The sequence below is a fragment of the Bradyrhizobium tropiciagri genome (assembly GCF_001189845.1).
Taxonomy (GTDB): Bacteria; Pseudomonadota; Alphaproteobacteria; order Rhizobiales; family Xanthobacteraceae; genus Bradyrhizobium; species Bradyrhizobium tropiciagri.
Window position 1 is genome coordinate 96,584 of record NZ_LFLZ01000020.1, and the last position, 19,188, is coordinate 115,771.

Genomic DNA, 19,188 nt, shown 5'->3' on the forward strand with positions numbered 1-19,188 from the left:
GGACCGCGGCGCGAAGGATGGGTTTCGCTGCGCTCTACCCATCCTACGAAGCAACGCTAAGCCGTCGCCGGCTGCAGCACCTTCGCGATCGCGCGCAGATCCTGCCACGACAACCGCTTGTACGACGGCGAGCGCAGCAGATAGGCCGGATGGAAGGTGGCGACGGCGCGGATCGTGCGGGTGCCGGTGTCGTAATCGATCCATTTGCCGCGGGTGCGCATGATGCCCTCGCGCGTGCCGAGCAGCGCCTGCGTCGAGGGATTGCCGAGCGTTACCAGCACGTCGGGATTGACCAGCTCGATGTGGCGCTGGATGAAGGGCAGGCACACCTGCGTCTCCTGCGGCGTCGGCGTGCGGTTGCCCGGCGGCCGCCACGGGATCACGTTGGCGATATAGGCTTTGCTACGGTCGAGCCCGATCGCCGCGATCATGCGGTCGAGCAGCTTGCCGGAGCGGCCGACGAACGGCAGGCCCTCGATGTCCTCGTCGCGGCCCGGCGCCTCGCCGACGAACATCACGCGCGCCGCGGGATTGCCATCGGCGAACACCAGCCTGGTCGCGGTGTGCTTCAGCGCGCAGCCGTCGAACGTCTCCATCAGGGTGCGTAACGCTTCAAGCGTCGGCGCGGTGCGCGCGGCCTCGCGCGCGGAGGCGATCGCGGCGTCCGGCGCGACGGTGATTTCGCTGCGCGGAACTGATGGCATCGGCGCGGGGCGCAGCGGATTGAGCGCCACCGGCCGCGGCGCGGCAGGGGCGGGAACTGGCTCGGGCTCTTCCAGCCGGTTGACCGGCTCGTCGCCAAGCGCGCAATCGACCCCGGCCTCGAGGTAAAAGGCCAGCAATTGCTGCAGTGTAGGGGTGGGCTCGGGCGGCAGGGCCATCATCGGCGCAATCTAGAGCATCAACGGGAAAAGTGGAGGCCGGTTTTCGGAAAAGATTATGCTCCTGTGGCGTCGCGGCCGCGCGAAACCTCGCAAAGCGCAATTCCATGGTTGTCCTTCCGCTAAAAATCGGAAACAACGACTTTTGAAAAGCTTAGAAGCGTTCTCAATGGGCTGAGATCAAAGATCATGAGTGCTGAAGACCTTCCTCCGCGCGAGTCTATGGAATTCGACGTCGTCATCGTCGGCGCCGGCCCGTCGGGCCTGTCGGCCGCGATCCGGCTGAAGCAGCTCAATCCGGAGCTCTCGGTCGTCGTGGTGGAGAAGGGCTCCGAAGTCGGTGCGCACATCCTGTCGGGTGCGGTGATCGATCCGGCCGGCCTCGACAAGCTCGTGCCCGATTGGCGCGAGGATGCCGACTGTCCGCTGAAGACCCAGGTCACCAGCGACCGCTTCTACTGGGCGACGTCGCAAGGCTGGTTCCGCATCCCGAACTTCATCATGCCGCCGCTGATGCACAATCATCACAACTACATCGGCTCGCTCGGCAATGTCTGCCGCTGGCTGGCGCCGAAGGCGGAAGCGCTCGGCGTCGAGATCTATCCGGGGTTCGCTGCCGCTGAGGTGCTCTATGACGACAAGGGCGCGGTGCGCGGCATCGCGACCGGCGACATGGGCATCGCCAAGGACGGCAGCCACAAGGATTCCTATACCCGCGGCATGGAGCTGCTCGGCAAGTACACCCTGTTCGCCGAAGGCGCGCGCGGCTCGCTGTCCAAGCAGCTGATCGCGAAGTTCAAGCTCGACGCCAACTCCGAGCCGCCGAAGTTCGGCATCGGCCTCAAGGAAGTCTGGCAGATCGATCCGGCGAAGCACCAGAAGGGCCGGGTGCAGCACACGCTCGGCTGGCCGCTGAACGACAAGACCGGCGGCGGCTCGTTCCTCTATCACTACGACGACAACCGCGTCGCGGTCGGCTTCGTCGTGCACCTGAACTACGCCGATCCGTATCTGTCGCCGTTCGACGAATTCCAGCGGATGAAGACGCATCCCGATATCCGCGAGCTGTTCGAAGGCGGCAAGCGGCTCGCCTATGGCGCGCGCGCCATCACCGAGGGCGGCTACCAGTCGGTGCCGCGGCTCTCCTTCCCGGGCGGCGCGCTGATCGGCTGCGCCGCGGGCTTCGTCAACGTGCCGCGCATCAAGGGCGTCCACAACGCGATGGGCTCCGGCTTGCTCGCCGCCGAGCATCTCGCCGCCGCGCTCGGCGCCGGCCGCGCCAATGACGAACTCGTCGAGTATGAAAATGCCTGGCGTTCGTCGGCGATCGGCAAGGACCTGTTCAAGGTCCGCAACGCCAAGCCGCTGCTGTCGAAGTTCGGCAATTTGCTCGGAATGGCGCTGTCCGGCTTCGACATGTGGTGCAACACGCTCGGCTTCTCGCTGTTCGGCACCCAGTCGCACGCCAAGCCCGACCGCAAGACGCTTGATCCCGCCAAGCAGCACCAGCCGATCGCCTACCCGAAGCCGGACGGCAAGATCTCGTTCGACAAGCTGTCGTCGGTATTCCTGTCCAACACCAACCATGAGGAGGACCAGCCGGTCCATCTCAAGGTCGCCGATATGAACCTGCAGAAGACGTCGGAGCATGACGTGTTCGCAGGTCCCTCCAACCGCTATTGCCCGGCCGGCGTCTACGAGTGGGTCGAGGAATCGGCAGGACCGCGTTTCCAGATCAACGCCCAGAACTGCGTCCACTGCAAAACCTGCGACGTGAAGGACCCCAACGGCAACATCACCTGGGTTCCTCCGGAGGGTGGCGGCGGTCCGAACTACGAGGCGATGTAAGCCGACCACATTTGCGTGAGGCCGAGCGCAGCCCGCCGCAACCTCCGCTTGGCCTCTGCCTTGCGGAAGCGGCCGGATTGCGCTGTCGGATACGTCCGAACACTCGGAACAAGGTGCCGTGGCGTCAGGATCCGGCGCTTTTTGCGTCTGCGCGCGAATATGCCCGGCCCGGTCACGATACCGCCATAGTGGGAGCGTCTTGCGGGGGCTGGCTGGATCGGCGGATCTAAAGGCCTAATCTGCCAATTGATTCGTCACGGGTTGCCTTTGGGCGATCCTTGCGGATAACCGCCAAAAGCGGCATTGTCGCTCGCCGTGATGCCGCCGCTTGGGTTCGCATTTTGAGACTGATCGCAAGATCTTGGCCGTAAAATCCATCTTGGCGTAAATCCCTGGAGCAAGGCGACCGTGATGCTGTCCACCCGTTTCAACCGCCTGACGATTGCCCTTCTCGCTGCCGCGGCGCTCGCCGTGCCTGCGCAGCTGGCGGCGCAAACGCCGGAACATCCGACCGACAATGCCGCGCAGTTCCCGTCCAAGACCGACCTAAAATCGCTGACCACGGCGGGCAGCTATCTCGCCGCCCGCCACGCCAGCGTCGAGCGCGATGCGACCTCGGCCGCGGCGTTCTACCGCTCCGCGCTGCGCACCGACCCGAAGAATTCCGAGCTGCTCGACCGCGCCTTCATCTCCTCGCTCGCCGACGGCGACATCGACGAGGCGGTCAAGCTCGCCGACCGCATCCTGACCCAGGACAAGGCCAACCGCGTCGCCCGCCTCGTCGTCGGCGTGCGCGACCTCAAGCTGAAGAAATATGCCGCCGCGCAGTCCAACATCAACCAGTCGGTGCGCGGCCCGATCACCGACCTGGTGGCGACCCTGCTGTCGGCCTGGGCGGCCTATGGCGCCGGCGACAGCAAGGGCGCGGTCGCCTCGATCGACAAGCTGACCGGCCCCGAATGGTATCCGATCTTCAAGGACCTGCATGCCGCCATGATCTACGAGCTCTCCGGCAAGGAGAAGGATGCCGGCGCCCGCTTCGAGAAGGTCTACAAGCTCGATGATTCGATGCTGCGCACGGTCGACGAATATGCGCGCTGGACCTCGCGCAACAAGGACGCCGCCGCCGCGACCGCGATGTACGAGGCGTTCGACAAGAAGCTGCCGCGTCATCCGCTGGTGCTGGAAGGCATCAAGGAGACCAAGGCCGGCAAGAAGCTGCCGCCGCTGGTCGACGGCCCGCAGGCCGGCGCTGCCGAAGCGCTGTACGGCATCGGCGCCACGCTGACCCGCCGCGGCGGCGAGGACCTCGCGCTGGTCTACCTGCAGCTCGCGCTCTATCTGCAGCCCAACCATCCGCTGGCGCTGCTGTCGCTCGCCGATCTCTATGAATCGGTGAAGAAGCCGCAGATGGCGATCAAGGTCTATGAGCGGATGCCGGCGTCCTCGCCGCTGAAGCGCAACGCGCAGATCCAGCTCGCGACCAATCTCGATGCCGCCGACCGTAGCGACGAGGCGATCAAGATCCTCAAGGAAGTCACCGCGGATCAGCCGAAGGACATCGAGGCGATCCTGGCGCTCGGCAATATCGAGCGCGGCCGCAAGAAGTTCGCCGACTGCGCCACCACCTATTCGCAGGCGATCGACGCGCTGCCGGCCGCAGCGGCGACAAGAATGCCTGGGTCACCTATTACTATCGCGGCATCTGCGAGGAGCGCTCCAAGCAGTGGAACAAGGCCGAGGCCGACATGCGCAAGGCGCTCGAGCTGCAGCCCGAGCAGCCGCATGTGCTGAACTATCTCGGCTATTCCTGGATCGACCAGGGCATCAACCTCGACGAAGGCATGAAGATGATCAAGCGTGCCGTCGATCAGCGCCCTGATGACGGCTACATCGTCGATTCCCTCGGTTGGGCCTATTACCGGATCGGCAATTACGAGGAGGCGGTGAAGAACCTCGAGCGCGCGATCGACCTTAAGCCGGAAGATCCGACCATCAACGACCATCTCGGCGATGCCTATTGGCGCGTCGGCCGCACGCTGGAAGCCAAGTTCCAGTGGGCGCATGCCCGCGACCTCAAGCCCGAGCCGGAAGAGCTGCCGAAGATCCAGGCCAAGATCGACAACGGCCTGCCGGACGACACCTCGAACGCCGCCGCCGCCGACAAGAAGAAGGACGACGACGGCAAGGGTGGTTAGACGGCAGTTGTCAGCCCCGCGCTGAGGCCTCTTCCTTTCCCTCTCCCGCTTGCGGGGGAGGGCCAGGGTGGGGGTATCGCCGTGTAGAGATTCTTTCCGTGGAGACAGCCCCCACCCGGATCGCATCGTTCGATGCGATCCGACCTCCCCCGCAAGCGTAGGGCTATCGCATATGGAAATTCCCGAGTCTCTTCCGATACTTGGATTGGTCTTGCGCTGATGTGCCCCATGCAAGTGTTGGAATCGGATGGAGAACAAATCGGAATCGAACCGCGAATGGCGAGCATGCTCGTTCGAACTGTCCGTCGCAGAACCATCGATTCCACGCGGGTTTCTTTCATATGCGATAGCCCTACCCGCAAGCGGGAGAGGTGAAGCCAGGCTGATACAGCCCCGAAAACCCGGAATTTCCGTCTAAACAAAGGGATAGGATCGTACGGCGATTTACGCTAATCGCATCAGGCTGTTTGTTTTTTAGGGGTTTATCGCCGTGCCGGCGCTGATTGAAGAAGGGCGTGCCAAGGTCAACCTGACGCTTAGGGTTGTCGGACGGCGCGTCGATGGGTTTCATGATCTCGAGAGCGTCGTCGCGTTTGCCGATTGCGCCGATCGTCTCATGCTCGAGCCGGGACCCGAGCTGTCGCTGACGATGGCGGGACCGCTGGCCGACGCCTGCGGCGATACGTCCGAGAATCTGGTGCTCAAGGCGGCGCGGCTGCTCGGCGAGCGCGTCGTGGACCTCGAGGTCGGCCACTTCACCCTGGAGAAGGTGCTGCCGGTTGCGGCGGGCATCGGCGGCGGCTCGGCGGATGCCGCGGCCGCGCTGCGGCTGTTGGCGCGGCTCAACGAACTCTCGCTCGACGATAGCAGGATCATGGAGGTCGCCCTGCAGACCGGCGCCGACGTGCCGGTGTGCGTCGCCTCGCGCGCCTGCGACATGACCGGCGTCGGCGAGGGCCTGTTGCCGCTCGACCTGCCGAAGATGCCGGCCGTGCTGGTCAATCCGCGCGTGCCGGTCGCGACCAAGGACGTCTTCAATGCGCTCGGCCTGCGCCATGGCGAACTCCTGATCGGCGCCACCGACGTCGTGATGCAGGCGCCGGCCTGGCCGGAGGCCGGCCGCGCGGTCGACGATTGGATCGCGGCACTTTCGCGCGGCACCAATGATCTCGAAGCCCCCGCGGCGCGCATCGAGCCCGTCATCAGCGACGTCTTGTCCGCGCTGCGCGCGACCGGCGGCGTTCGCTTGGTACGCATGTCGGGCTCCGGTGCGACCTGCTTTGCCGTGTTCGGAACCGACGCCGACGCCGAGGCCGCAGGCGAACAGCTCCGCGCCGAGCATCCCGGCTGGTGGGTGCATGCGGGCTCGCTGAGCTAGCGCGCGCTCCTCTTCGTCATTCCGGGGCTCGCGAAGTGAGAACCCGGAATCCATTACCCCGCACGCGATGTGGCTCAATGGATTCCGGGCTCGTGCTTCGCATGCCCCGGAATGACGGCTTGGAGGGCGGGAGCAAAGCTCGGGCAGTTCATGCCGCGAGAATACGATGTTGTATCGTGAGTGCTGTTTCGAACGGCGTGACATCTCTCCCGTCATCCCCGCGCAAAGGCTTCGCCTTTGTCGCTGGAGGTGCGAGCAGAGCGAGCCTCGAAGGATGCACGGCCCGGCTGGTGGCCGTCGATCCTTCGAGACGCCGCTTCGCGGCTCCTCAGGATGACGGATTTGACAAAGTCGCCGGGACGACACCTGTGGATGTGGCGCGACATCGCGTCTTCGCCGGGACGACATCCACTCTGCCGCACCATCCCACTCCAACGCCGGGCAGCCCTGCACCCCCGGTTGCTTGGCAAGCCAAACCCCGTTTGCCATAACAGGATGAAACAACAACGTTGCGCGTGCGGGGCCATTCGGAGACCGCCGGCAGCCAAAGAGCCGGGAGGATGCCATGGCCAATATCCGAGTTCTCGCCACCGATCTGGAGTTTCCCGAAGGTCCCGTCGTGATGCCCGACGGTTCGGTCGTGCTGGTCGAGATCCGCGGCCAGCGGCTGACCCGGGTCTATCCCGACGGGCGCAAGGAGATCGTCGCCAAGGTGCCGGGCGGCCCGAACGGTGCCGCGCTCGGTCCCGACGGCAAGATCTACATCTGCAACAATGGCGGCTTCTCCTGGATCCCGACCAAGAACATGATCATGCCGGGACCGCAGCCGGAGGATTATCTCGGCGGCTCGATCCAGCGCGTCGATCTGCAATCCGGCAAGGTCGAGACCGTGGTGACAAAGTGCGGCGAGCACGAGCTGCGCGGGCCGAACGACCTGGTGTTCGACAAGCAAGGCGGCCTGTGGTTCTCCGATCTCGGCAAGCGCCGCGCCCGCGACATGGATGTCGGCGCGTTCTATTACTTGAAGCCCGGCATGAACGAGATCGTCGAGGCCGTGCACGGCATCCTGCCGGCCAACGGCATCGGCCTGTCGCCGGACGAGAAGACCGTCTACATCGCGGAGACGCCGACCGCGCGGCTGTGGGCCTATGAGGTCTCCGAGCCCGGCACCATCAAGCCGCGCGACGTAATCTATCGCGGCGAGCGCGGCAAGCCGATCGCTGGCCTCGGCGGCTACCAGATGTTCGACTCGCTCGCGGTCGAAGCATCAGGCAATGTCTGCGTCGCGACGCTGATCTCAGGCTGCATCTCGGTGATCGCGCCCGATGGCACGGTGGTCGAGCAGGTGCCGACCGGCGACCGCGTCACCACCAACATCGCTTTCGGCGGCCCCGATCTGAAGACCGCCTACATCACGCTGTCCGGCAAGGGCGAGCTGATCGCGATGGACTGGTCGCGGCCCGGATTGCCGCTGAATTTTTTGAACAAGTGACGTAAGAGCGTCATTGCGAGCGAAGCGAAGCAATCCATGTAGCCACGACGCGGAGAGATGGATTGCTTCGTCGCTTCGCTCCTCGCAATGACGGAAAGGACACAAAATGCCCTGGCTTGAACCGGTCACCCTTCGCGGCGCGCATGCGCGGCTCGAACCGCTGTCGCATGATCACCTCGCTGGACTGACCGAGGCGGTGAAGGACGGTGAGCTGTCAAAGCTCTGGTACACCGCAATTCCGCAAGCAGAGAACATGGCCAAGGAGATCGACCGCAGGCTTGGCTTGCAGAAGGCCGGATCGATGCTGCCGTTCACGGTGTTCGATGCCGATGGCCGGATCTCGGGCATGTCCACCTACATGAATGTCGACACGCCGAACCGCCGCGTCGAGATCGGCTCGACCTGGTACGCCAAGCGCGTGCAGCGCAGCGCGGTCAACACGCAGTGCAAACTGCTGCTGCTGCAACATGCCTTCGAGAAGCTCGATTGCATCGCGGTCGAGTTCCGCACGCATTTCTTCAATCACCAGAGCCGGCGTGGCATCGAGCGTTTGGGTGCCAAGCAGGACGGCATCTTGCGCAGCCACCAGATCGCGCCCAACGGCACGTTGCGCGACACCGTGGTTTACAGCATCATCGCCAGCGAATGGTCGACGGTGAAGGCGCATCTCAACTATCAACTCAACGAAAAACCGCGCTGACACTCTGGTCGGCGCCAGAAACGAGACGATGGAAACGTTCGATTATGTGATCATCGGCGCGGGCTCCGCCGGGAGCGTGCTGACCAACCGGTTGAGTGAAGATGCGGGCACGCGGGTGTGCGTGCTCGAGGCGGGGCCGAGCGACTGGCATCCCTACATCCATCTGCCGGCCGGCTTCATCAAGACCTTTCACATGAAGAGCGTGAACTGGGCTTACCAGCAGGAGCCTGGTCCCTATACCGGCGGCCGCAGCATCTACGCGCCGCGCGGCAAGACGCTCGGCGCTCGTCCTCGATCAACGGCCACATCTACAATCGCGGCCAGCGCCAGGATTTCGACACCTGGGCGCAGCTCGGCAATCGCGGCTGGGGCTATCCCGACGTGCTGCCGTATTTCCGGCGCATGGAGAAGAGGATCGGCGAGGGCGACGACACTTATCGTGGTCGCGACGGCAACCTCACCGTCACCACGATGGACTGGCAGGATCCGCTCTGTGAGGCCTTCATGGCGGGCGCGGTCAGCCTCGGCATTCCGCGCAACCCTGATTACAACGGCCAGATCCAGGAGGGCGTGTCGTATTGCCAGCGCACCATCCTGAACGGACGCCGGGTCAGCGCCGCGACCGCGTTCCTGCATCCGGCGCGCCGCCGTCCGAATGTCGATGTGCGCACGCATGCGCATGTCACCGGGATCATCTTCGAGGGCAAGCGCGCGGTCGGCGTGCGCTATAACCGCGGCGGCAAGCACGGCGATCCGCTGGAGATCCGCGCCACCAAGGAAGTCATTCTCTCCGGCGGCGCCTACAACTCGCCGCAGCTGTTGCAGCTCTCCGGCGTCGGCTCGCCCGACCTGTTGCAGTCGCACGGCATCGAGGTGCGCCACGCGCTGCCGGGTGTCGGCGAAGGCCTGCAGGATCACTACGCGCCGCGTTCGGTGGCGCGGGTCAAGAACATCCGGACCATCAACGAAATGCGCCGCGGCCTCAGCCTGTGGGGCGAGGCGATCAAATGGGCGACGACGCGGCGCGGGCTGCTGTCGCTGTCGCCGACCATGGTCTACTGCTTCTGGCATTCCGGCGAGACCACCGAGAGCTCCGATTTGCAGCTCACCTTTACGCCGGCGAGTTACAAGGAAGGCGTGCAGGGCCAGCTCGAGGACGAGCCCGGCATGACGGTGGCCTCATGGCAGCAGCGGCCGGAGAGTCGTGGCTATGTCAGGATCCGCTCGGCCGATCCGTTCGCGCCGCCGATCATCCAGACCAACTATCTCGCCGAGGAGATCGACCGCCGCGTTGTCGTCGCCGGCATGAAGCTGGCGCGCCGGCTGCTCGCCTCCGAGCCGCTCAAGCCGTATTTCGCCTACGAGGACTTTCCCGGTCCGAAGGTCACGAGTGACGAGGAACTGCTTGCGGCCGCGACCCAGCGCGGCACCACCACCTTCCATCCCGGCTGCACATGCCGGATGGGACCGGCCGACGCGCCCTGGGCCGTGGTCGACGACCAGCTTCGGGTCCACGGCATGGAAGGCCTGCGCGTGATCGACGCCTCGATCATGCCGCGGATGATCTCGGCCAATCTCAACGCCTCGACCCTGATGATCGCCGACAAGGCCTCCGACATGATCCGCGGCAAGACGCCCGAGGCGGCGGCCAAGCTGCCGGAATATGCGTGAGGGGGCTCCGTCATTGCGAGGAGCGAAGCGACGAAGCAATCCATAGTTCCGCATGTGCGGGTCGATGGATTGCTTCGCTTCGCTCGCAATGACGGCAGATGTGCGCCAATGCTTCTCGGTCGGCACGCTGTATCTCGCACCGTCACCCTGAGGAGCGCGAAGCGCGTCTCGAAGGGTCGACGGCCCGGCTGGTGGCCGTGCATCCTTCGAGGCTCGCTACGCGAGCGCCTCAGGATGACGGGATCCACATTCAGATGACGGGAAAGAAGAAGGCAGCTCAGCCGTAGACGAACGCCTTGTCTTCGAGATCGATCGCGGGGAATTCGTCCTTCTCGGCCCAGTAGTCCTGGTTGTGCTGCCACTCCGGCTTGTCGCCGCGCTTCGGCAACAGGTGCATGCCGCGCATCATGTAGCCGGGGTTGAAGTTCTCCGGATCGATCCACGGCAGCAGCGGCATGTTGTGGTCTTCGGGGCGCAGCGCCGGCGTCACCTTGCTCACGCCGGTTGCCTTCATGTGCTTGAGCATGCGGCAGACGAAGTCGCCGACCAGGTCGACGCGCAGGGTCCAGCTGGCGCGGAAATAGCCGAACACCCAGACGAGGTTCGGCACGCCGGTGAACATCATGCCGCGATAGGTCACGGTGTCCTTGAAGTCGAGCGGCTTGCCGTCGATCTCGAAGTCGATGCCGCCATTGGCCGAGAGGTGGAAACCGGTCGCGGTGATGATGATGTCGGCCTCGAGCTCCTTGCCGGACTTGAGCAGGATGCCCTTCTCGGTGAAGCGCTCGATCTCGTCGGTGACGACCGAGGCCTTGCCGCCCTTGATGGCGTGGAACAGGTCGGCATCCGGAATGAAGGCGATGCGCTGCCGCCACGGCCGGTAGCGCGGCGTGAAGTGTGTGGCGATGTCGTAGTCCTTGCCGAGAACGGCCTCGACCGCCGCCAGCAGGTCCTTCTTGGCGCCCTCCGGCTCGGCGAAGGTGCGCTTGGTGAAGGCGTCCTGCTCGAACAGGATCTTGCGCCTGACGATCTCGTGGATCCAGGCCTCGTCGACCTGCAGCCTGCGCAGCTCCTCGGCGATCTCGATCGCGTTGCGGCCGGTGCGGAAGTAGGTCGGCGACCGCTGCAGCATGGTGACATGGCCGGCGTCCTTGGCCATTGCCGGGATCAGGGTCGCGGCGGTGGCGCCGGAGCCGATCACGATGACGCGCTTGCCCATGTAGTCGAGGTCGTCAGGCCAGGTCTGCGGATGCACGACCGTGCCCTTGAACTTCGCCATGTCGGTCCATTCGGGCGTGTAGCCCGCGTCGTGGCGGTAATAGCCCTGGCACATCCAGAAGAAGTTGGTGGTGAAGCGCAGCCGCTCGCCGGTGTCGATGCGCGTCGCTTCGATGGTCCACAGATTGGTCTCGTTCGACCATTTCGCCGCGGTGATGGTGTGGCGATAGCGGATGTGGCGGTTGAGGTCGTTCTCCTCGATCACCTCGCCCATGTATTTCAGGATCTCGGCTGCGCTCGCGATCGGCGCGCTGGTCCACGGCTTGAAGCGATAGCCGAACGTGTGCAGGTCGCTGTCGGAGCGGATGCCGGGATAGCGATGGGTCGACCAGGTGCCGCCGAAGGTCTTCTGCGTCTCCAGCACCACGAAGCTGGTGCCCGGGCATTGCGTGGTGAGGTGGTAGGCGGCGCCGACGCCGGAGATGCCGGCGCCTGCGATCAGGACGTCGAAATGCTCTGTGGTGACCGGCTCGGCGGCGCGGATCTGGGTCTGGGCGTTCATCTTCCCTGGTCTTCTTGTTTGTTGGTTTGTTTGTTGAACGATGGAAGCAAAACGCCGGAGCCATCGCCCCGGCGCCTGCCGATATCGAAACTAGACTTCGCGGCGGCTGAGGAACGCCAGCCGCTCGAACAGATGCACGTCCTGCTCGTTCTTGAGCAGCGCGCCGTGCAGCGGCGGGATCAGCTTGCGCGGATCGCGCTCGCGCAGCATCTCGGGCGTGATGTCCTCGTTGAGCAGCAGCTTGAGCCAGTCGAGCAGCTCGGAGGTCGAGGGCTTCTTCTTCAGGCCCGGCACCTCGCGGACCTCGAAGAAGATCCGCAGCGCCTCTTCTACCAGGCGCTTCTTGATGCCGGGGAAGTGCACGTCGACGATCTGGCTCATCGTGTCGGCGTCGGGGAACTTGATGTAGTGGAAGAAGCAGCGGCGCAGGAATGCGTCCGGCAGTTCCTTCTCGTTGTTCGACGTGATCATCACGATCGGGCGCAGCTTCGCCTTGATGGTCTCGCCGGTCTCGTAGACGTGGAACTCCATGCGGTCGAGTTCGAGCAGCAGGTCGTTGGGGAATTCGATGTCGGCCTTGTCGATCTCGTCGATCAGGAGCACCGGGCGCTTCTCGTTGGTGAAGGCCTCCCACAACTTGCCGCGCTTGATGTAGTTCTTGATGTCGGACACGCGCGCGTCGCCAAGCTGGCTGTCGCGCAGCCGCGACACCGCGTCGTATTCGTAAAGGCCCTGCTGCGCCTTGGTGGTCGACTTGATGTGCCAGGTCAAAAGCGGCGCGTCGATCGCCTTGGCGACTTCCTCGGCCAGCACGGTCTTGCCGGTGCCGGGCTCGCCCTTCACCAGCAGCGGGCGCTCGAGCACGATGGCGGCATTGACGGCGACCTTGAGGTCATCGGTGGCGACGTAGTCCTTGGTACCGGTGAATTTCATCTATCTCTTTGCCTTGCTTCGTTCGTTGGCCGCATGGGTCTCAACTTGGGCCTCAACATGAAACGACCGCTCTCGCAGCGGCCGTGGGAACTGCAAATTGTTCGATCAGACTCGCCTGATCAGCGACAGGATCACCAGCACGACCACGGCACCGATCGTCGCGTTGACGATGTCGCGGACCGTGCCGCTGCCGAGGCTGACGCCGAGCTGCGGCAACAGCCAGCCCGCCACCAGCGCGCCGATGATGCCGACCACGATGTTGCCGATCAGCCCGAAGCCCGCGCCGCGGACGATCAGCCCAGCGAGCCAGCCGGCAATCGCACCGATCACCAGTGCCGCAATGATGCCCATTCAAACGTCCTGCCCAATGTCTTGTCAGGCGCAATTGTAATTGAAAAAGCCGGGCGGTCTAGGGCGGATTCCGCAGCGCAGCGGTACCCTGCACGGCAGCTGGCGCATAGTATGTCAGGCGTACTGTTTCCGCCCTGCGGAATGACTGTCACCCGTGAGCGACGAGGCCAGCACCGTGCAGTCGCGTCCCCTGCGTTTCGCCTCGTAGAGCGCGAGGTCGGCCTGACCGAGCAGTTCGGTCTCGTTCGCGGTCGCAGCCGATCGGCTGGCGATGCCGAGGCTGATCGAGACCACGCCGCGGCGCGCGGCCGGATTGGCGATCGCCAGCGATCGCACCGTGAGGCGCATCGCTTCGGCGACCTTCAGCGCATCCTCTTCGCCGACGCCGGGCAGGATGATCGCGAATTCCTCGCCACCGTAGCGCGCCGCCATGGCGGTGGTGTTGGTGGTGGCATCGGCGATCACGCGCGCCACCCGTCTCAGGCATTCGTCGCCGGCCTGATGGCCCTGGGTGTCGTTGAAGCCCTTGAAGTGATCGATATCGAGCATGATCAGGGAGATCAGCTCGCGGTCGCGGAACTCGCGCGGCAGCGCGTTGTCGAAGCTGCGGCGGTTGGCGAGCGCGGTCAGGCCGTCGGTGGTCGCAAGCTCGGACAGGCGGACGTTCAGCGCGTTGAGCTCGTCCTCCATCTTGCGGCGCTCGGTCACGTCGCGCAGCACGCCGACGACCTCGATGGCGTGATGGTCTTCCGCAATCCCGGCAAGCTTGAAGTTGATCTCGACCCAGACCTCGGTCCCGTCGGCGCGGAAGGTCTTGAATTCGACGGTCTTGGTGGTGGTCCAATTGGTCAGTTCCGATGTCGCCTTGGCGACGTCGGCGAGGTGATCGGGATGCACGAAGTCGAAACAGGATTTGCCGATCAGATCGTCCGGCTTGCGGCCGAGGATGGTCTCGACCGACTGCGACACGAACAGGAAGCGGCCGTTGCGGTCGAGCAGGATCACGACGTCGGCGATGTTGTCGGCGAGCAGCCGGTAGCGCGCCTCGCGCTCCCTGAGCATCCGCGCGACCTTGGCCCGCTTTGCAAACTCCTTGCCCAGCAGGATGGCGAACAGGATGACGCTTCCTATCAGGATCACGGCAACGAACAGGTCGTTGCGCAGATCCTCATGCCATGCGGCGAGCACCTGCGCTTCCGGCAAGGCGACGGTGACCACGATCGGATATTGCGACGCGCGCTCGAAGCCGAGAAACTTGACGCGTCCATCGAACGGCGACGTAGTCCTCGTATAGCCCGTCCGGTCCTGCTGGATCTGCGCCTTGAAGGCCGCGGAAACCTCTTTGCTCCACTTGCCCGTCGGCCAGTGCGCCAGAACCACGCCGTCGAGGCGGAGCAGGGTAATTCCGGCATGCGGGCCGAATTCGAAGGCCTGGTAGAAATTGTCGAAGAAGCTGCTTTCGATGGTCGCGAACAGCACGCCGCCGAAGCTGCCATCTTCCCTGGTGACGCGCCGCGACAGCACGATGGTCGGATGCCCAGTCAGGCGGGACTGCAACGGCTCGCTGATATGCAGCGTCGCGTCCGGCGAGTCGCGATGGCTGATGAAATAGCCGCGATCGGCGTTGTTGTGGGCCGGCAGTTCCGCGGCCGAGGAGTAGATCCGGTTGCCGTCGGGGTCGATGACGCCGATCTCCCCGATCTGCGGCAGCGCATCCGCGGTCTTGCGCAAGGCCGCGTTGAAGCGGTCGACGCGCGGCTTCTGGTATTTCAGCAGGTCGACCATCGCGTTCATGGCCACATCGATCGCCTGGACCGAATGCGAGGCGTGTTCCGCCAGCGAATGGGTGAGGTTGCGGATGTCGCGTTCGCCCTGCGACAGGGCCGTGGTGCGCGCCTCGACCGCCTTCCAGATCAGAAGACCCAGCACGAATATGCTCATCGCCGTCACCACGGCGGCGACGATCGCCGTCGGCGAGAACAGTTTCGGCAGCTTGGCGGTGCTGTTGGGCAAGTCGATCGGGTCCACTGGCGTCGTGCCGCCTCCAGTGATCAACGTTCCATCTTAACGTCACGTTTCGCCGCCGGGAGCCGAAGCTGGCCGGGGTGGTTAAGTGAAAGTGAATGGCTGATCCACCGGAACGGGCGGGGCAGGGGCCCTTGACGGCACCGGCAGGGCGGGCGATTTAAGTAACCATGTTCCTGCAGTTCTTCACATCGCTGCGCGACGCCCAGGTCCCCGTGACGCTACGGGAATATCTGACCTTGATGGAAGCGCTTGACGCCGATCTCGCCGAACAGTCGGTCGAGAACTTCTACTATTTGTCGCGCGCCGCCCTGGTGAAGGACGAGCGCAATCTCGACAAGTTCGACCGCGTGTTCGGCACCGTGTTCAAGGGGCTCGAGAGTCTGCTCGACGCCATGGGCAAGGCGGAGATCCCCGAGGAGTGGCTGAAGAAGCTCGCCGAGAAATATCTCACCGAGGAAGAGAAGAAGCAGATCGAGGCCATGGGCTGGGACAAGCTCATGGAGACCTTGAAGAAGCGGCTCGAGGAACAGAAGGGCCGCCACCAGGGCGGCAGCAAGTGGGTCGGCACCGCCGGCACCTCGCCGTTCGGCGCCCACGGCTATAATCCCGAGGGCGTGCGGATCGGGCAGGAGAAGAACCGCAACAACCGCGCCGTGAAGGTGTGGGACAAGCGCGAGTTCAAGGACCTCGACGGCAATGTCGAGCTCGGCATCCGCAACATCAAGGTCGCGCTGCGGCGGCTGCGCAAGTTCGCGCGCACCGGCGCGCCCGACGAGCTCGACCTCGACACCACGATCAAGGAGACCGCCAACCACGGCTATCTCGACGTGCACATGCGCCCCGAGCGGCGCAATGCGGTCAAGGTGCTGGTGTTCTTCGATATCGGCGGCTCGATGGATTCGCATATCGAGCAGGTCGAGGAGCTGTTCTCGGCTGCCAAGAGCGAATTCAAGCACATGGAATATTTCTACTTCCACAACTGCCTCTACGAAGGCGTCTGGAAGCAGAACAAGCGGCGCTTCACCGATCGCACGCCGACCTGGGACGTGCTGCACAAATACCCGCACGACTACAAGGTGGTGTTCGTCGGCGACGCCTCGATGAGCCCTTACGAGATCATGGTGCCCGGCGGCTCGGTCGAGCACGTCAACGAAGAGGCCGGTTCGGTCTGGCTCGACCGCATCACCCGCACCTATCCGCACGCGGTGTGGCTCAATCCGGTGGCGCAGAAGCACTGGGACTATTCGGAATCGACCACCATCATCCGCCGCCTGTTCTCCGAGCGCATGTATCCGATCACGATCGAGGGTCTGGAGAACGCGATGCGGGAGCTGGTGCGCTAAAGCGCTACATGCGTCGCGCGCCGACAGGCGTGCCAACAACAACATCCAGGGAGAGCCCCATGCCCCAGAACATCCACCGCGGCATCAAGGTGATGATCGACGAGGCCAATGCCGAGATCGAGACCATCAGCGCGGCCGATGCGATCACGATGATCGGCAAGAACGACGTCGTCATCGTCGACATCCGCGATCCCCGCGAGATCGAGCGCGACGGCAAGATCCCCGGCGCGTTCTCCTGCACCCGCGGCATGCTGGAGTTCTGGATCGATCCGAACAGCCCCTACGCCAAGCCGATCTTCCAGGAAGACAAGAAGTTCATCTTCCACTGCGCCGGCGGCCTGCGCTCGGCACTCGCCGCCAAGACTGCGAAGGACATGGGCCTGAAGCCGGTCGCCCATATGGGCGGCGGCTTTGCCGCCTGGCGCGAGGCCGGAGGTCCGATCGAGGCGTGGGAGCCGAAGAAGAAGGGCTGAAAGGCCTCACGCCCGCAAGGACATCAGATCATGACCGCCACCGACGATCCGCTCGTTTCGACCGAATGGCTGGCCGCGCATCTCGGCGATGCCAACGTCAAGGTGCTCGACGCGACCTTCAAGCTGCCCGGCGTGCTGCCGCTGCCGAAGGACGATTATCTCGCCGCGCATCTGCCCGGCGCGGTGTTCTTCGACGTCAATGCGGTGTCCGATCATTCCAATCCGCTGCCGCACATGTTCCCGAGCGCCGAGCAGTTCGGTCGCGACATCGGCGGGCTCGGCGTCAGCAATGCCGACACCGTCGTGATCTACGATTCCGGTGGCTGGGTCGCAGCACCCCGCGCCTGGTGGATGTTCCTGTCGTACGGTCATCGCAACGTGCGCATCCTCAACGGCGGCCTGAAGAAGTGGCGCGCCGAGGGCAGGGCGATCGAGGGCGGCGAGGTGACGCCGAAGCCAGCGACGTTCCACGCAAGCTATGATCCGAAGCGGGTGCGCAGCATTGAGCAGATGATCGCCAATGTCGAAAGCCGCAAGGAGCAGGTGATCGATGCGCGCGCCGCCGAGCGTTTCGAGGGCCGCGCGCCGGAGCCGCGGCCTGGCATCCGTGCCGGTCACATCCCCGGCGCGCGCAACGTGCCCTACAACCAGCTGTTCGATGCCGCGACCGGCGAGATGAAGCCGCTCGACGATCTGCGCAAATCATTCACCGGGGCCGGCGTGAAGCTCGATGCGCCGATTGTTACGAGCTGCGGCTCGGGCGTCTCGGCCGGCGTGCTGACGCTTGCGCTCTATCGGATCGGCGTCACCGACACCGCGCTGTATGACGGCTCGTGGTCGGAATGGGGACAGGCGAGCGGCCCGCCGATCGCGACGGGGCCGGCCTGATCGATATTCCTAAAGCGGGATGAGCTTTGGTTGAATCGGCTTGGCGCGGTCTTGCTTCACCTCTCCCCGGCGGGGAGAGGTCGGATTGCGAAGCAATCCAGGTGAGGGCTCTTGCTCTCTCGATAGACCGTCACCCCTCACCCGATTTGCTGCGCAAATGACCTCTCCCAAGGGAGAGGTGAACTTTCGACGCCATTCCAGCTCAACCTAATTTCATCGGGCTTTAGCGCCGGGTGAGCGGCACCAGGGTCGGGTTGCCGAACGGATCGAGTTGCTGCTGCTGAACGGCCTGCCGGACCACCGGCCGCGCGCGAACGATCCGCCGCCGTTCCTTGCGACGTGCCGGCTTGCTGGTCGCATTGTGCTCCGGCTTCTTCGCCTCTGCGGCCTTCGGCGCCGCCGGCGCTTCAACGACAACTTCCGGTCCGCCCAACGTTGCGATCCTGGTCGCGGCTGCGATCGCCTCGGGTGACGGTGGCGATGCCGGCTCCGGCGCAACCATCGCTGGTGCCGGTGGAGCAGGCGTGGGCTCGCTGGTTGCAGCAGATGGATCGGCCACTGCGGCGACTTGGCTTCGGCAGGAGCCGGTGCCGCTTCGGTTGCGGCCGGTGTCAGCTGCGATGCCGGCGACGGATCTGGGGTCGGAGGCTGCGGAACGATCTCGGTGGATTGCGCCGGTGCGGGCGCCTCCACGGCTTGCGGTTCGGCCCTGGGGGTGGCGGGCGGCGGCGCATCATCCGCCTTCACCGCGGCGAGCTTCTTCGGCTCGGCAGCAGGGGTCTCCGCAGGAGCGGCCGGTTCAGACACGGCCGGTTCGGCTGCGGTCGAGGGAGCGGGAACGTCGGTCGTCGTCTTGTCCGCGGCGGGCTGATCGACCCGCACCATGGCGAGCACCGGCGGCGGGGTCTCTGGCTGCTGCGCGAACTGCGGCTCGGGCGGGGCCCGGCGGGCCGGAATGCTGGCGAATTCCTCATGCGCCGCGCGAAACAGCGCGGCGGCCCCTAACCCGAACACCAGGAGCGATATCGCCAGCACGATCGCGGCGAACAGGAAACGAAGGCCGGGGAGCATGGGCGCGGGTTCCCCCTTCTGCGGGAGGGTCTTTGATGTCGAGGGAACGCGGTGACCACACAAGAAAGCCGGCGTCGCGAACGCGAATCAGGCCGATTCGAAGATATCGCAACCCCCGGAGACTGTTTGTTACAAAATGCGGGTGATTGATGA

Annotated in this window: 13 protein-coding genes and 2 pseudogenes; 9 read left to right on the top strand and 6 right to left on the bottom strand. The window is 64.6% G+C overall.

Annotation, left to right across the window (positions count from 1 at the left end; translation table 11 throughout):
- Window positions 1–56 precede the first annotated feature (56 nt).
- Window positions 57–875 (bottom strand): uracil-DNA glycosylase, encoded by an 819-nt coding sequence (locus AKN84_RS17975; protein ID WP_050422035.1) that lies wholly within the window; start codon window positions 873–875, stop codon window positions 57–59.
- Between the two features lie 195 nt (window positions 876–1,070).
- Between AKN84_RS17975 and AKN84_RS17980 the strand changes: the two genes are divergently transcribed.
- From AKN84_RS17980 to AKN84_RS18005, 6 genes and pseudogenes are all read left to right on the top strand, one after another.
- Complete coding sequence (locus tag AKN84_RS17980; RefSeq protein ID WP_050421997.1) at window positions 1,071–2,729, top strand: electron transfer flavoprotein-ubiquinone oxidoreductase; 1,659 nt, start codon at window positions 1,071–1,073, stop codon at window positions 2,727–2,729.
- A 411-nt stretch (window positions 2,730–3,140) separates the two neighbouring features.
- Window positions 3,141–4,927 (top strand): annotated as a pseudogene (locus AKN84_RS17985) (tetratricopeptide repeat protein).
- Window positions 4,928–5,417: 490 nt separating this feature from the next.
- Window positions 5,418–6,305 (top strand): 4-(cytidine 5'-diphospho)-2-C-methyl-D-erythritol kinase, encoded by an 888-nt coding sequence (locus AKN84_RS17990; protein WP_050421998.1) that lies wholly within the window; start codon window positions 5,418–5,420, stop codon window positions 6,303–6,305.
- A gap of 565 nt (window positions 6,306–6,870) precedes the next feature.
- On the top strand, window positions 6,871–7,797 hold the full coding sequence (locus tag AKN84_RS17995; protein WP_050421999.1) for an SMP-30/gluconolactonase/LRE family protein: 927 nt from the start codon (window positions 6,871–6,873) through the stop codon (window positions 7,795–7,797).
- A 106-nt stretch (window positions 7,798–7,903) separates the two neighbouring features.
- Window positions 7,904–8,497 (top strand): GNAT family N-acetyltransferase, encoded by a 594-nt coding sequence (locus AKN84_RS18000; RefSeq protein WP_050422000.1) that lies wholly within the window; start codon window positions 7,904–7,906, stop codon window positions 8,495–8,497.
- Window positions 8,498–8,525: 28 nt separating this feature from the next.
- Window positions 8,526–10,168: pseudogene (locus AKN84_RS18005) on the top strand (GMC family oxidoreductase).
- Window positions 10,169–10,445: 277 nt separating this feature from the next.
- Here the strand turns inward: AKN84_RS18005 and AKN84_RS18010 are convergent.
- The 4 genes from AKN84_RS18010 to AKN84_RS18025 all read right to left on the bottom strand — a co-directional run bounded on the left by AKN84_RS18010 (window position 10,446) and on the right by AKN84_RS18025 (window position 15,245).
- Entirely contained in the window at window positions 10,446–11,948 is a 1,503-nt protein-coding gene (locus AKN84_RS18010) for a flavin-containing monooxygenase (protein ID WP_050422001.1), read from the bottom strand.
- Window positions 11,949–12,038: 90 nt separating this feature from the next.
- Window positions 12,039–12,881: an AAA family ATPase gene (locus tag AKN84_RS18015; RefSeq protein WP_050422002.1), complete on the bottom strand. Its 843-nt coding sequence runs from the start codon at window positions 12,879–12,881 to the stop codon at window positions 12,039–12,041.
- A gap of 105 nt (window positions 12,882–12,986) precedes the next feature.
- Complete coding sequence (locus AKN84_RS18020) at window positions 12,987–13,232, bottom strand: GlsB/YeaQ/YmgE family stress response membrane protein (RefSeq protein ID WP_050422003.1); 246 nt, start codon at window positions 13,230–13,232, stop codon at window positions 12,987–12,989.
- A gap of 114 nt (window positions 13,233–13,346) precedes the next feature.
- Complete coding sequence (locus AKN84_RS18025) at window positions 13,347–15,245, bottom strand: diguanylate cyclase (protein WP_244485240.1); 1,899 nt, start codon at window positions 15,243–15,245, stop codon at window positions 13,347–13,349.
- 182 nt (window positions 15,246–15,427) lie between these two features.
- Between AKN84_RS18025 and AKN84_RS18030 the strand changes: the two genes are divergently transcribed.
- From AKN84_RS18030 to sseA, 3 genes are read left to right on the top strand one after another with little or no spacing between them, the layout of a single operon-like run.
- A complete protein-coding gene (locus tag AKN84_RS18030; RefSeq protein WP_050422005.1) occupies window positions 15,428–16,603 on the top strand; it encodes a vWA domain-containing protein in 1,176 nt (391 codons plus the stop codon).
- Between the two features lie 59 nt (window positions 16,604–16,662).
- A complete protein-coding gene (locus tag AKN84_RS18035) occupies window positions 16,663–17,076 on the top strand; it encodes a rhodanese-like domain-containing protein (RefSeq protein WP_050422006.1) in 414 nt (137 codons plus the stop codon).
- A 30-nt stretch (window positions 17,077–17,106) separates the two neighbouring features.
- A complete protein-coding gene (sseA, locus tag AKN84_RS18040) occupies window positions 17,107–17,964 on the top strand; it encodes a 3-mercaptopyruvate sulfurtransferase (RefSeq protein ID WP_050422007.1) in 858 nt (285 codons plus the stop codon).
- 223 nt (window positions 17,965–18,187) lie between these two features.
- On the opposite strand, the gene AKN84_RS47780 is transcribed toward sseA, so the two are convergent.
- The gene (locus AKN84_RS47780; protein ID WP_050422008.1) at window positions 18,188–18,466 is read right to left on the bottom strand and encodes a hypothetical protein; all 279 of its coding nucleotides are present in this window, start codon (window positions 18,464–18,466) and stop codon (window positions 18,188–18,190) included.
- Between the last annotated feature and the right edge of the window lie 722 nt (window positions 18,467–19,188).